Origin of the sequence: Paracoccus sp. P2 (genome assembly GCF_046335115.1) — a bacterium.
Taxonomy (GTDB): Bacteria; Pseudomonadota; Alphaproteobacteria; order Rhodobacterales; family Rhodobacteraceae; genus Paracoccus; species Paracoccus pantotrophus.
This window is the reverse complement of sequence record NZ_JBGOSN010000010.1, coordinates 109519-121540: the sequence shown is the minus strand read 5'-3', so window position 1 is coordinate 121540 and position 12022 is coordinate 109519. Positions and strand designations below refer to the sequence as shown.

Annotated in this window: 14 protein-coding genes; 6 read left to right on the top strand and 8 right to left on the bottom strand. The window is 65.4% G+C overall.

Going from position 1 to position 12022, the window contains the following annotated elements; all coding sequences use genetic code 11:
- From ACDP63_RS08995 to ytfE, 5 genes are all read right to left on the bottom strand, one after another.
- Positions 1–647, bottom strand: a 647-nt coding sequence (locus ACDP63_RS08995) for a TonB-dependent receptor plug domain-containing protein (RefSeq protein ID WP_409927915.1), incomplete at its 3' end; no start/stop codon positions are given.
- Positions 648–1066: 419 nt separating this feature from the next.
- The gene (locus ACDP63_RS08990; RefSeq protein ID WP_333483753.1) at positions 1067–2737 is read right to left on the bottom strand and encodes a cytochrome c oxidase subunit 1; all 1671 of its coding nucleotides are present in this window, start codon (positions 2735–2737) and stop codon (positions 1067–1069) included.
- Positions 2738–2950: 213 nt separating this feature from the next.
- Complete coding sequence (locus ACDP63_RS08985; RefSeq protein WP_409927914.1) at positions 2951–3289, bottom strand: carboxymuconolactone decarboxylase family protein; 339 nt, start codon at positions 3287–3289, stop codon at positions 2951–2953.
- Positions 3290–3350: 61 nt separating this feature from the next.
- Positions 3351–3632, bottom strand: a complete 282-nt coding sequence (locus tag ACDP63_RS08980; protein ID WP_333483755.1) for a hexameric tyrosine-coordinated heme protein — start codon at positions 3630–3632, stop codon at positions 3351–3353.
- A gap of 113 nt (positions 3633–3745) precedes the next feature.
- Positions 3746–4417, bottom strand: coding sequence for an iron-sulfur cluster repair protein YtfE (ytfE, locus tag ACDP63_RS08975; RefSeq protein ID WP_333483756.1), 672 nt, complete (start codon positions 4415–4417; stop codon positions 3746–3748).
- A gap of 143 nt (positions 4418–4560) precedes the next feature.
- On the opposite strand from ytfE, the gene ACDP63_RS08970 reads away from it, so the two are divergent.
- The 6 genes from ACDP63_RS08970 to ACDP63_RS08945 are packed head-to-tail and all read left to right on the top strand — an operon-like array spanning position 4561 to position 7540.
- Positions 4561–4998, top strand: coding sequence for an RrF2 family transcriptional regulator (locus ACDP63_RS08970; RefSeq protein WP_011749294.1), 438 nt, complete (start codon positions 4561–4563; stop codon positions 4996–4998).
- 21 nt (positions 4999–5019) lie between these two features.
- Positions 5020–5478: a DUF6522 family protein gene (locus tag ACDP63_RS08965; RefSeq protein WP_287883378.1), complete on the top strand. Its 459-nt coding sequence runs from the start codon at positions 5020–5022 to the stop codon at positions 5476–5478.
- Positions 5475–6314, top strand: coding sequence for a succinate dehydrogenase iron-sulfur subunit (locus ACDP63_RS08960; RefSeq protein ID WP_409927913.1), 840 nt, complete (start codon positions 5475–5477; stop codon positions 6312–6314). The genes ACDP63_RS08965 and ACDP63_RS08960 overlap by 4 nt, the downstream gene beginning before the upstream one ends.
- 15 nt (positions 6315–6329) lie before the next feature.
- Positions 6330–6707: a succinate dehydrogenase, cytochrome b556 subunit gene (gene sdhC / locus ACDP63_RS08955; protein ID WP_333483758.1), complete on the top strand. Its 378-nt coding sequence runs from the start codon at positions 6330–6332 to the stop codon at positions 6705–6707.
- Positions 6704–7087, top strand: a complete 384-nt coding sequence (sdhD, locus tag ACDP63_RS08950; protein WP_333483759.1) for a succinate dehydrogenase, hydrophobic membrane anchor protein — start codon at positions 6704–6706, stop codon at positions 7085–7087. Before sdhC ends, sdhD begins: the two co-directional genes overlap by 4 nt.
- 12 nt (positions 7088–7099) lie before the next feature.
- Positions 7100–7540, top strand: coding sequence for a CBS domain-containing protein (locus ACDP63_RS08945; protein WP_333483760.1), 441 nt, complete (start codon positions 7100–7102; stop codon positions 7538–7540).
- 359 nt (positions 7541–7899) lie between these two features.
- Here the strand turns inward: ACDP63_RS08945 and ACDP63_RS08940 are convergent, their stop codons facing one another.
- From ACDP63_RS08940 to ACDP63_RS08930, 3 genes are all read right to left on the bottom strand, one after another.
- Positions 7900–9687: an ABC transporter ATP-binding protein gene (locus ACDP63_RS08940; protein ID WP_072462911.1), complete on the bottom strand. Its 1788-nt coding sequence runs from the start codon at positions 9685–9687 to the stop codon at positions 7900–7902.
- The gene (locus ACDP63_RS08935) at positions 9684–11486 is read right to left on the bottom strand and encodes an ABC transporter ATP-binding protein (RefSeq protein WP_083539174.1); all 1803 of its coding nucleotides are present in this window, start codon (positions 11484–11486) and stop codon (positions 9684–9686) included. The genes ACDP63_RS08940 and ACDP63_RS08935 overlap by 4 nt, the downstream gene beginning before the upstream one ends.
- A gap of 252 nt (positions 11487–11738) precedes the next feature.
- Positions 11739–11987, bottom strand: a complete 249-nt coding sequence (locus ACDP63_RS08930) for a phosphopantetheine-binding protein (protein ID WP_036697886.1) — start codon at positions 11985–11987, stop codon at positions 11739–11741.
- Between the last annotated feature and the right edge of the window lie 35 nt (positions 11988–12022).

The window sequence follows — 12022 nt, the reverse complement described above, 5'->3', positions numbered from 1 at the left end:
CGGGTGGCACCGCCTCCCCCGCCTTGGATGCGTTGCGTCTTCGCACCGGCTATGCTGCCCTCGATGGCGGCGGCGATGCGATCCATTGCCTCGTTAATCTCAGTGAGGCTTTCACGGCGATCCTTGATCGGCAGGTAGGTCAGATCGAAGTTGAAAAGTCCGCCGGGGCTCGCCGGGCCGAAATAGGCGCCGGCGAGGCCGTGGACGACCTCGACCCTTTCATACATCTCGATGGGCTGCGCAGTGGCGGCGACGATGTTCATACCATCGAGGCGATTGTTGAAAACCGGCGTGCCCTGCATGCCACGCGATTGCGGGCGCCCGACATCGCCGCCGCCGCGCGCCTCCATCTGCGTCGAGGGCATGTATTTCAACAGATCGGGCAAGGTCGTCGCCTGCTGGTTTTCAATCAGCGTCTTGTCGATGACGCTGACCGAATAGGGCGTGTCCTTGATCTCGCGCCGGCCAAGCGGACCGATCGTCGCGGTTTTCGCGCGCACCCCGCTCTTGCCGCTGTCGTCGCCCCCCTGGATGACGACCTGATCAAGAACGATGGCGTCCTGTCCGGGCAGCGTCTGCGCATGACCTGCTGTGGCCAGGCAGAAAAAAGAAATCGCTATCCCACCATTCGAAACTGCGCGACGCATGGCACCCTGGTCCCCCGTGATATCTGGATCGCGTGGTTCCACGCCACCGACAATCGTGAGGTACCATCACGATATGCTTGTGTAAACATATCGAATCGCGTCAAGATGCCGCGTGACGTGATTGCCAAATTATTATTCCGGGAGTTGTGGGTGTGTCGGATACGGCCTCTCCCATGGACGTTCTCTTTCGTGCCGGTGCTCCAGCACCCGCTACCTTGGCGCGCCGACACCACTTGGGAATCGTCCGGTCTATCTCCTACCCCTCCTCTGCGGCACCGCTTGCAATGCAGCTTTCAGTGCCTATCCGCCTCGCACGGTATGATGCCTTTGGCTGATATGCGTCAGCATCGGCTGTTCCGACATCCGCTCGAGTCGGGTGCTGTTGGATACGATCGGTTGTTTCCGAAGGTCTGCCTCCGCTACCGATGCGCGTGTGCGCGATCCCAGTCCTCGCGCTTGGGCAGCTGCTCGAAGGTGTGCTCAGGCGGCGGCGAGGGCAGGGTCCATTCCAGCGTGTCGGCATGCTCGTTCCAGTAGTTCGGCACGTTCACGCGCTTGCCGGCGAAGAGCGTGTAGAACACGATGCCGATGAAGAACAGGAAGGACGCGAAGGAGATATAGGCGCCGATCGACGAGATATTGTTCCAATAGGCGAACTCGACCGGATAGTCGATGTAACGCCGCGGCATGCCCTGGCGGCCCAGGAAGTGCTGCGGGAAGAAGATCAGGTTCGAGCCGATGAACATCATCCAGAAATGCAGCTGGCCCGCCCATTCCGGGTATTGCCGGCCCGACATCTTGCCGATCCAGTAATAGGTGCCTGCAAAGATCGCGAAGACGGCGCCAAGGCTCATCACATAGTGGAAATGCGCCACGATATAGTAGGTGTCGTGATAAACGCGGTCCAAGGGCGCCTGGGCGATGACGACCCCGGTGACGCCGCCGACGGTGAACAGGAACAGGAAGCCGAAGGCCCAGAGCATCGGCGTCTTGAACTCGATCGAGCCGCCCCACATGGTCGCGATCCACGAGAAGACCTTGATGCCGGTGGGCACCGCGATGGTCATGGTCGCCATCTGGAAATAGGTCTGCTGGGTCAGGGACATGCCGGCCGTGTACATGTGATGCGCCCAGACGATGAAGCCGAGAAAGGCGATGGCGGCCATGGCCAGAACCATCGGCAGATAACCGAAGATCGGCTTCCTGGCGAAGGTCGAGATGACGTGACTGATGATGCCGAAACCGGGCAGGATCAGCATGTAGACCTCGGGATGGCCAAAGAACCACAGGATGTGCTGATACAGCACCGGATCGCCGCCGCCGGCCGGGTTGAAGAAGTGGGTAGCAAAATTACGGTCCATCAGCAGCATGGTGATACCCCCGGCCAGCACCGGCAGCGACAGCAGGATCATCCAGGCGGTGATGAAGACCGCCCAGGCAAACAGCGGCACCTTGAACAGCGTCATGCCCGGCGCACGCATGTTGAGGAAGGTGGTGATGATGTTGATCGCACCCAGGATCGAGCTTGCGCCCGAGACGTGGACGGCAAAGATCGCCAGGTCCATCGCATAGCCGGCCTCGGTTGTGGAGAGCGGCGGATACAGAACCCAGCCCACCCCTGCCCCCGGCTGATCCGAGCCGCCCGGCGACAGCAGCGAGGCGATGGCAAGCGAGACCCCGCAGACATAGAGCCAATACGACAGGTTGTTCAGCCGCGGGAAGGCCATGTCCGGGGCACCAATATGCAGCGGCATGAAATAGTTGCCGAACCCCCCGAACAGCGCCGGGATCACCACGAAGAACATCATCAGGATGCCGTGATAGGTCACGACGACATTCCACAGATGGCCGTTGGGCGTGCATTCCGACAAGGCGTCGGCGACCAGCCGCATCCCCTCCAGGCACATGTATTGCACGCCGGGATGCTGCAACTCCATGCGCATGTAGACGGTGAATGTGACCGAGATCAGCCCGGCCAGACCCGCCGTGAACAGGTAGAGGACACCGATATCCTTGTGGTTCGTCGACATGAACCAGCGGGTGAAGAAGCCCCGCTTCTCTTCGATGCTGTCGCTGATCTGGGCTGACATGGTCCTGTCCTTTATCTGTGCTGGCTCCGGTCTGCGGATACGCGGATGGTCGGGCGCGGCGGCAAGCCGACCTGGCCGGCCCTGCGGTTATCGGCAAGGCGAAGGGTGGCATCGAGCCTTGCGGTGATCCGCCGGGCTGCCGCCGCGCCCTTCATACAGGCCTCGACCCGTTGCCATGATTCCCAAGGGGCGGCAGCAGGGCATGGGCAGGCTTCACGCGCCATCGATCTGGTCCAGCACCGCAAGCGCCTTGTTGGCATGGGCATAGGCGGCTCCGGCGCGCATCTCGGCCGCGACCCAGATCGCCTCCATGATCTGTTCGTTGGTGGCGCCCTCGCGGCGGGCGCCCTTGACATGGCCCTCGATGCACCAGAGGCATTGCGTGACATGGGCCACGGCGACCGCGATCAGTTGCTTGGTGCGCTTGTCCAGCGCACCGTCGGCAAAGACGGCCTTCAACAGCGCCAGAAAGGCATCGTCGATGGCTGGCGCCAGCGCGTGACGTTTCGCGCCAAGCGCGGCGCTGGCCTTGGGCATGGAGATGTCGGCCATGGTCGTCCTCCCTTCAGATTCATTCGCGCCAATAGTCGTTGGCCGCGGCGATGGTCGCGAATCAGGCCGCCGCCACGGCCGAGACGTCGATCAGGCTGGCCGCATCCTCGGCATAGCGTGACCGCTGCGCCTTCAGCATCGCGACATCGGGCTGGGTCGTCCTGACCGCCCGCCGCGCCATGACGATGGCCAGATCGAAGCCCTGCTGCGGCGTATCGACCTGCAGGGTCGGCAGCCACGTCTCTGCCACCGCTGCGCCCGTGGCAGACTGGCCGGTCTGGGCAAGGCTGGCAGGCGGCAGCAGCGCCAGCGAGGCGGCAAGGATGCAACTGGATCGGAACATGGAACCTCCTCCTCGATTGGATCACATGGGGCGGGCTTCGGGGCGTTGGATGCGGGGCCGGCGGCAAGCGTCGCGGGATCGCATGAATAGCGGCCCGGCTTCCAGCAGCAGGCTCATGCGCCCTTTTCAAAGCGCGGGAACAGCACGTTGTTTTCCAGATGGATATGCTCCATCAGGTCGGCCCGCAGCTGCGCGGTCCCGGCGTAAAGCGCCTGCCAGGTCCGGCAGGCGCCCTCGGGCACGGTATGGTTCTGCGTCAGCCGCGCCAGCTCTGCCAGGAAGGCGCCGTGATCGTCGTGATCGTGCCGCATCTCGGCGATGGGGACGGCAATCCGGTCCGCCGCCTGCCGGCGCATGGCCGGGAAAAGGATCAACTCTTCCTTCTTCATGTGCACCTCCAGTTCGCCCCATATCTGCTGCAGCACGTCGGCTAGCCCCTTGGGCACGTCCGGGTGGCCGGCATGGACCGCCTCGACCTTGCGCGAAAGCGCGATCAGTTCGGGGATCTGCCGGCGATGCGCCTGGTGATAGCGGGTCTGGATATGGTCGATCAGCGCCCCGGTCTCCCGTGGCGCATCGGGGATCGCCAGGGGGTCGAGGTTGCCCAGGACCGCCTCGAGCGCGCCAAGGTCCAGGTGGCGCCGATTGGCTGCCTCTGCCAGCGGCACCTCTCCTTGGCAGCAGAAATCGATGCCGAAGCGACGGAACACGCCGGACGCGCCGGGAAGCCGCGCGGCGATCTCGCCGACCGTCCGGTCGTGCAATGGGAATGTGGTCTGGGGCATGGCGGTCTCCATGAGCGGGGGGTGTCTGACGGTGAGTCGGGCGCCGCGGGTCAGGAGGATGCGCGAAGCCCTTATATTCGGCACTTGCAATACCGAATATCTTCCCACATAATTGGTATTGTCAATACCAATTAGGAGAGCCGATGCGTCTTGCGACCTTTACCGACTACGGATTGCGGGTGCTGATGCGGCTGGCGGGGGCGCCGGAAAAACCGATATCGACCGGGCAGATCGCCAGGGAGTTCGCCATCTCGCAGCATCACCTGGCCAAGGTGGTCAGCGACCTAGGGCTTGGCGGCTTCGTGCGGTCCGAGCGCGGCCGATCCGGCGGGCTGCGGCTGATGCGCCCGGCGCATGAGATCACGCTGGGACAGGTGGTGCGCCATCTGGAGCGCAAGTTCGCCATCGTGGAATGTTTCCGCGCCGATGGCGGCGAATGCGTCCTGAGGCCGCGCTGCCGCCTGCGGCCGCAGCTTTCCGCCGCGCGCGAGGCGTTCATGGCCGAGTTGGACCGCACGACGCTCGAGGATTGCGCCTGGCCCGGAGCGGGTCCGGGAGGGCGCGTGGTGGCGGCCGAGTGAGGCCGGGAAAGAGAGGGGGCGATGCCTGGGATCGAATTGCAGCAAGACGGCGCCCGGATCGACGCGGCCGTCCTGGCCAGGGCATTCGGGATCAGCGCCGACGATCTGCGGCAGGGCATGCGCGACGGCACGATCACCAGCCGGTTCGAGCGCGGCGAGGGCAAGGATGCCGGCACGGTGCGGCTGCTCTTCTTCTCGTCCAGCCGCCGCATACGGATCACGGCGGACGCAAGCGGCAGGATCCTGAGCTGCGGCGCGATGGATTTCGCCCGATCGCCCGGCCCCGGAAGCCCAGGCGCGGAGGCCGGCGGGGATCACGGGACCCCCTTGCCGGCGAGGGACCGGGATCCGGGACAGGCGGCGCATGTCGAGACGCTTCTCGACCTGGCGCTGCAAGGAACCTTCCCCGCCAGCGATCCCATCGCCATCACCATCGACGCACAGCCCCCGGCATCCCGCCCACAAGGAGAGGGGCCATGATCGTCGATCGCTCGGACGAGGTGCCGCGTCTGAAGTGGCCACGGCGCTTTCCGGTCCCGCGCAACCTGGGTGTGGCGGTGCATTCGCGCATCGCCGAGGGTAAATCCTGGCCTGCGCCGGAGGGCGCCACGCGGATCGCAACGCTCCGCATCTATCGCTTCGATCCCGACGGCATGGCCGGCCCGCGGCTGGATACGTTCCGCGTCGATCTGGACGATTGCGGGCCGATGCTGCTCGACGCGCTGATCTGGATAAAAAGCAGGATCGACACGACGCTGACCTTCCGGCATTCGTGTCGCGAGGGCGTATGCGGGTCATGCGCCATGACGATCGATGGCACGAATTGGACCGCTTGCACCCGCGCCATGGCTGATCTGGCCCAACCCGCGATGATCTTTCCGCTGGCCAACCTGCCGGTGATCAAGGATCTGGTGCCCGACCAGAGCCATCTGTTCGCCCAATACGAGATGATCGAGCCCTGGCTGCACGCCGAGACGCCGGCGCCGGAGCGCGAGCGGCTGCAATCGCCCAGGGAGCGGGCAGCACTTGACGGCTATTACGAATGCATCCTGTGCTTCTGCTGCACCTCGGGCTGCCCCAGCCACTGGTGGAACGGTGACCGCTTTCTAGGTCCCGCCACGCTTCTTCAGGCGTGGCGCTGGCTGGCCGACAGCCGCGACGAGGGACGCGGCGAGCGGCTCGACGCCCTCGAGGATCCGTTCCGCCTCTATCGTTGCCACACGATCCTGAACTGCACCCGCACCTGTCCTCGCGGGCTGAACCCCGGCCGCGCCATCGCCGAGATCAAGAAGAAAATGATCGAGCGGCAAGGCTGACACGAAGGAAGCGCCATGTCTCACCGCCGTCCAAAATCACCCAACATGCAGAACTACCGGCCACAGCTGACCTCCGTCCTGTCGTTCGGGCACCGGCTTTCGGGCGTGGCGCTGAGCCTCGGCGCCTTCGGCCTCGCAGGCTGGCTGATGGCCGGCGCCTCGGGCCAGGACGCGTTCGGAAGCGCGCAGGCGCTGCTGCTGTCCGTGCCTGGCCGTATTGCGCTTTTTCTTGTAACGCTGGCGCTGTTTTACCATCTTTGCAACGGCGTCCGGCATCTGGTCTGGGACAGTGGCCGGGGCTTCGAATTGCGCGCGATCTATGCCGGCGGATGGACGGTGGTGGGGACAAGCCTGATCCTGGCACTGGCGTTGTGGACATGGTGGCCGGCATGACGATCCGCCATATCCCGCCATTCGCACGGGCACGCGGCCTTGGAGCAGCGGGGCATGGCACCGCTCATTGGTGGGCACAGCGGGTCTCGGCCGCGGGTCTGGTGCCGCTGGTCCTGTGGTTCGCCCTAGCGTTGGCCGGCGGCGCGGCCGCGGATCACGCCAAGCTGGTGGCCTGGTTGGCGGCGCCGCTCAATTCCGGGCTCATGATCCTGCTGTTGATGGCCGGCTTTCATCATGCGGCGCTGGGGCTCCAGGTCCTGGCCGAGGACTACATTCATTCCGGCGCGCGGTTCGTCGCCGTGGCGGCGATCCAGCTGGCCTGCTTTGCAGGCGCCGTGTTCGGCATCGCTTCGGTGCTGCGCGTCGCGCTGATGCCATAGGAAGGAGTTCACGTGCTTATCCAGAAATATCTGCCTACCGCGCGCCGGCACCTGCAATCGATCGATGTGAACGCGGCGCTTCTGCAGGCGGCAAGGCGGCTTGGCGAGGGCTGCGACATGCTGCTGGTCTGCGATGCTGCCGGCCGACTGGCGGGTGTCCTGACCAAGACCGACGTGGTGCGCCAGACGGGTCGCTGTGCCGGCGCCAGCTGCACCGCACCCGTCATCGAGGCGATGACGCGCGACGTCACCACCGTGACCCCGGACGGTTGGCTGCAGGATGTCTGGGACATCATGAAGACCCGCGGCTTCAAGAACATTCCGATCGTCGATGCAAACCGCCACCCGCTCGGCGTGCTGAATGCGCGCGATGTTCTTCAGACGCTGCTGCAGGAAGTCCGGGAGGAGGAAAACCTGCTGCATGATTATGTCATGAATATCGGCTACCGCTGAGCAGGCGCAAGGGAACACCCATGTCTCTTGCATCGGCATGGGCCCTTCGCCGGCAATGGCGCAATGCACCCCTGCCTGGGATGTGGCCAGGCGATGATCCTTCTGCAGGCAATGCCCGCAAATAACGCGGCCGACAGGACATCGCCTGGAGGCACCGACAACCGCTGTCCCCTTGCCTTAGGCCAGCCTGTTCCCTTGCATTAGCCGCCGGCGATGATCGCCCGCAAACCGGCACCGGAGCAGTAATCAGCGCAGGCAGGGGCTGCAGCACCGGCATGATCGAGTCTTCCCCAGCGCCCTGACGCGGCGACCTCCGGCTCCTGACGACGCATCATTGCATGATCGGGGGGGTGTTGGAATCACGCCCGACCCGACCAGATCTTCGCCGCCTGCTGCGCCTCCCACATCGCGCGGTAGCGGCCCGGCCGCGCCAGCAGCTCGGAATGCGTGCCGAGTTGGACGACGCGCCCGTCATCCACGACAGCGATCTGATCCGCGCCGGCGATGGTCGACAGCCGATGGGCGATCACGATGACCGTGCGGTCGCGCACGACGGCATCAATGGCGCGCTGAACGGCGCGTTCGCTTTCGGTATCCAGCGCCGCGGTAGGCTCGTCCAGGATCAGGATCGGCGCGTCCTTCAAAAGCGCGCGCGCGATCGAGATGCGCTGACGCTCCCCGCCTGACAGGCGGCTGCCGATCTCGCCCAGGGGCGTATTCCAGCCAAGCGGAAGCCGCTCGATGAAATCGAGGCATTGCGCGGCACGGGCTGCCTCGCGGACCTCGGCCTCGGTCGCGTCTGGGCGGGCCATGCGGATATTGGCCATGACGGTGTCGTTGAACAGATGCACGTCCTGGAACACCACGGACAGCATCCCGCGCAGGGCGCTCTCGGGGATCTGGCGCAGATCCGCCCCGCCGATCAGGATGCGGCCCTTCTGGGGATCGGCGTGGCGCAGGATCAGTCGCGCCAGCGTGGTCTTGCCCGATCCCGAGGGACCGACCAGTGCGGTCAGGCTGCCCTCGGGGATCGTCAAATCGACATCGCGCAGGGCCGGGGCATCGGCCCCTGCATAGGCAAAGCTGGCAGCTTCGAATCTGATGCCGCAGTGTGCCGGCGTTCGCGCGGGCAATGCCTGATCCAGGGGGGCAATGGCAAGCAGCGCCTTGATCCGGTCCAGGGCTGCCTCGACCAGTTCCAGGATCGCGGTATAGAGGATGAAGGTCGCCAGCGGCTCGGACAGCCGCACCACGATCACCAGAAGCGCGGCGAAAAGCGCGAGATCCATCGTCCCCGCGACCACGTAGGCCACGCCGAGCCCAAGCATCAGGACCAGCCCGACCTCGACGACGGTCGAGACGATGAGATTCGGCTTTTCTCCCTTGCGATGCCCGTAGATCTGGATCTCCTCGAGCTTGCGGAATGTCCGTTCAAGCCTGCCGGCGCGCGCTCCGGCCTGCAACGCGGCGCGCAACACGGGCAAGCCCTGCGTGTATTCCAGCACATCCGCATTCGCCTGCTGGTGGGCGGCGCCCAGAATGCGCTTGCCGCGTCCGATCGCGGGCCGGCGCCAGCGATACAAAGGCAGGATGGCGGGAAACACGACCAGGATCAGCAGCCCCGCCCGCCAGTCCAACGCCAACAGCGCCAGCCCCGTCACCAGCGGCGTGACGACCGAGATGAAGATCAGGTTGAGAATGGTCAGCGTGGTCAGAAGGTTTTCATCGACGTTGTTGATGACCATCGAGTTCAGCTCGCCGGTGCGGTGGCCGTGCAGCGTCTCCAGCGGCATGCGCCGCATCTGCTCGCCCAACCGCAGCCGGACACGATGCGTGGCCGCGGCCATGCGGCCGTTGAAGTCGAAGCCCTGCGCCCACCATCTTGTTGCCGTCGCCGCGATCATGAGGATCGTGCAGATCCCCAGCCAGCGCAGTGCACCCAGCCAGTCCCTGCCGTCGAAGGCGGCGACAAGGAGCGGCGCGATGGCCGCCAGCGCCAGTCCCTGCAACGCTGCGGCAAGCAAGAGGCCGAGAATGACCGCCCGCAAGCGCGGGGCGTCCTCGCCCACGCTGTACTGCAGTTGGCGCCAGGTCTCGCGGATCGCGGTTGGGCCGGGGCGGCCGGCCGGGATGGTGCGCCCGGTCATTCGGCGGCTCCCTTCCTCATGTGTCCCAGGGTCCATGCCTGCGCCTCGGCATGGCTGGCCCAAAGCCGTGCATAGCGCCCCGGCTGCGCCAGCAGGTCGTGGTGGCGACCCGTCTGGACAAGCCGGCCCGCATCGAAGACCAGGATCTGGTCGGCATGGACGATGCTTTGCAGGCGGTGGGTGACCGTGATCACCGTCTTGCCACGGGTGAGTTCGCCAAGCGCACGGATCAGCGCGGCCTCGTTTTCCGAATCTGCAAAGGCCGTCGCTTCGTCCAGGACGAGGACGGGCCGGTTCTGCAGAATCGCACGTGCGATGGTGATGCGCTGTCGCTGGCCGCCCGACAGCAGCCCGCCCCGCTCGCCGGCCGGCGTGTCGTAACCTTGGGGCAGTGCCGCGATGAAATCATGCGCCTGCGCGGCGCGGGCCGCGGCGATCACCTCTTCATCGGTCGCATCGGGACGACCGAGCCTGATATTCTCGGCGATGCTGTCGGAAAACAGGAAGGTATCCTGAAAGACGAAGGCCACCTGCCGCATGAGGTCGTCGGCGCCCATGTCGCGAATATCGACCCCGCCGATCAGGATGCGGCCGCCGGTCACGTCCCAGAACCGCGGGATCAGCCGCGCAACGGTGCTTTTGCCCGCGCCGGACGGTCCGACCAGCGCCGTCACGCTGCCGGGTGCGGCAACGAAACTGACATGGCGCAGCACCTCGGTCTCGTCAGGGCCATAGCGAAAGCTCACATCGTCGAAGACCACGCTGGAATCCGCCGGCCGGCGCAAGTGGCCCTGCGCCGGGACCGGCAGCAGCGGCGCGGCCAGCACGTCATGGATGCGCGCGATCGACAGCCGCACCTTGTCGATCATGTGGCGCAGCATCATCATCGGCATGACCGACTCGGCCATCCCGGTGCATAGCAGAAGAATTGCCAGCCACCGCACCGCGTCGAGGTCGCCCTCCCGGACCCGCCAGAGCCCCAGCCACAGCACGACGGCCAGCGTCGGAAGCGGGCTGAGGATTGCCCAGGTCATGCGGACCGAACGGCCGGAATCGCGATACCACCGCGCCAGCACCGCCAGATAGGCGTCAAGCGCCTGCTGATACCGGCCAAAGCTGGAGTGGCCGGTGTCGAAATTGCGGACCACCGGCATCGCCTGGACGAACTCGACCACCGCCGCGCTGACCTTCTCGCGCGCTTCGTTGTAAAGCCGCGCCATGTTGCGTCGGCGCTTCTGCGCGCCACGCATCGACAGGATGCCCAGGCCCAGAACCGCCAGCACCGCGAGCGCCATCCGCCAGTCGAGCCAGAGCAGGATCGCCGCCGTGGCCAGCGGCGTGACATAGGCGCGGGCATAAAGCGGCGTGCTGTCAGCGACGAAGACGTGCAAGGCCTTGACGTCGTCATGGATTACCTTGGTCAGCCCGCCGGCACCCTGGGCCTGGATATAGCCCAGGGGAACCTCCGCCATCCGCTCGGCCAGACGGCTTCGCAGGATACGCTCCAGCCGGAAGGCGGCATAGTGGGATTGATTGAACGCACCCAGCCGGGTCAGATAGCTGGCGACCGTCCCCACCAAAGCACCCAGCATCCAGACCCACGGCACCTGGCCCGGATGATTGCGCAGCGCCAGCACCGTCATCGCCAGGCAGATCATCGTGGCGAGGACCGCCAGCCCGGAGACCGCGCCCAACCCCATGGCAAGGCGGATCTGGCGACGTACGGGTTCCATGATGGCCCAGGCCCGGTCGTCGTCATCCCCGCGCTCTGGCCTTGCGGCATGGCTGGCAGCTCTCATGCGTCATGCTCCCTTGAACTGCATTGGGGCCGGATAGGGGATATCCGGGCTCTTGGGCCGGGCAGGTCAGAACCCGTCGGCAGATTGGTTCCATCGACCCGGTGGTTGACCATCTTGCTACATCGATATGCGTTCGTCGGAGAAGTCGTGGACACAGCCATGGACACCATCCGGTTCGATACCGTGCAGGTCACGCGGGCGTTGCGGACCGCCTGCCCGAGCAAACCCGTCAACCAGATCGCAGGTCATGATCTAGGGCCGCCGCGCCTGGATCAGGCGCCACCAGCCCTCGATGCTGGGCTCCTGAAGCAGTTCCCGCGCGCTGACCGTGATGCCCGCCTGCTTCAGTTCGGCGACCAGCTTCAGCACCGACAGCGAATCCAGCCCGAGGAACAGCAGGTTTTCATCGGAACCAATCTCCGCCTCGTCGGGGACAAGCGCCTGCACACGCGTTTCCAGCCATGCCCGGCCGAGCGTTTCGATAGATCCGATGTCGTTCATTTCGATCCCGTCCTGTCCTGCGCGGCCAAGCCTTT

Excerpts from the sequence above, each read along its gene's own strand:
- ACDP63_RS08990 (WP_333483753.1), bottom strand. The coding sequence starts at position 2,737 with ATGTCAGCCCAGATCAGCGACAGCATCGAAGAGAAGCGGGGCTTCTTC.
- ACDP63_RS08985 (WP_409927914.1), bottom strand. The coding sequence starts at position 3,289 with ATGGCCGACATCTCCATGCCCAAGGCCAGCGCCGCGCTTGGCGCGAAA.
- ACDP63_RS08980 (WP_333483755.1), bottom strand. The coding sequence starts at position 3,632 with ATGTTCCGATCCAGTTGCATCCTTGCCGCCTCGCTGGCGCTGCTGCCG.
- ytfE (WP_333483756.1), bottom strand. The coding sequence starts at position 4,417 with ATGCCCCAGACCACATTCCCATTGCACGACCGGACGGTCGGCGAGATC.
- ACDP63_RS08970 (WP_011749294.1), top strand. The coding sequence starts at position 4,561 with ATGCGTCTTGCGACCTTTACCGACTACGGATTGCGGGTGCTGATGCGG.
- ACDP63_RS08965 (WP_287883378.1), top strand. The coding sequence starts at position 5,020 with ATGCCTGGGATCGAATTGCAGCAAGACGGCGCCCGGATCGACGCGGCC.
- ACDP63_RS08960 (WP_409927913.1), top strand. The coding sequence starts at position 5,475 with ATGATCGTCGATCGCTCGGACGAGGTGCCGCGTCTGAAGTGGCCACGG.
- sdhC (WP_333483758.1), top strand. The coding sequence starts at position 6,330 with ATGTCTCACCGCCGTCCAAAATCACCCAACATGCAGAACTACCGGCCA.
- sdhD (WP_333483759.1), top strand. The coding sequence starts at position 6,704 with ATGACGATCCGCCATATCCCGCCATTCGCACGGGCACGCGGCCTTGGA.
- ACDP63_RS08940 (WP_072462911.1), bottom strand. The coding sequence starts at position 9,687 with ATGACCGGGCGCACCATCCCGGCCGGCCGCCCCGGCCCAACCGCGATC.
- ACDP63_RS08935 (WP_083539174.1), bottom strand. The coding sequence starts at position 11,486 with ATGAGAGCTGCCAGCCATGCCGCAAGGCCAGAGCGCGGGGATGACGAC.
- ACDP63_RS08930 (WP_036697886.1), bottom strand. The coding sequence starts at position 11,987 with ATGAACGACATCGGATCTATCGAAACGCTCGGCCGGGCATGGCTGGAA.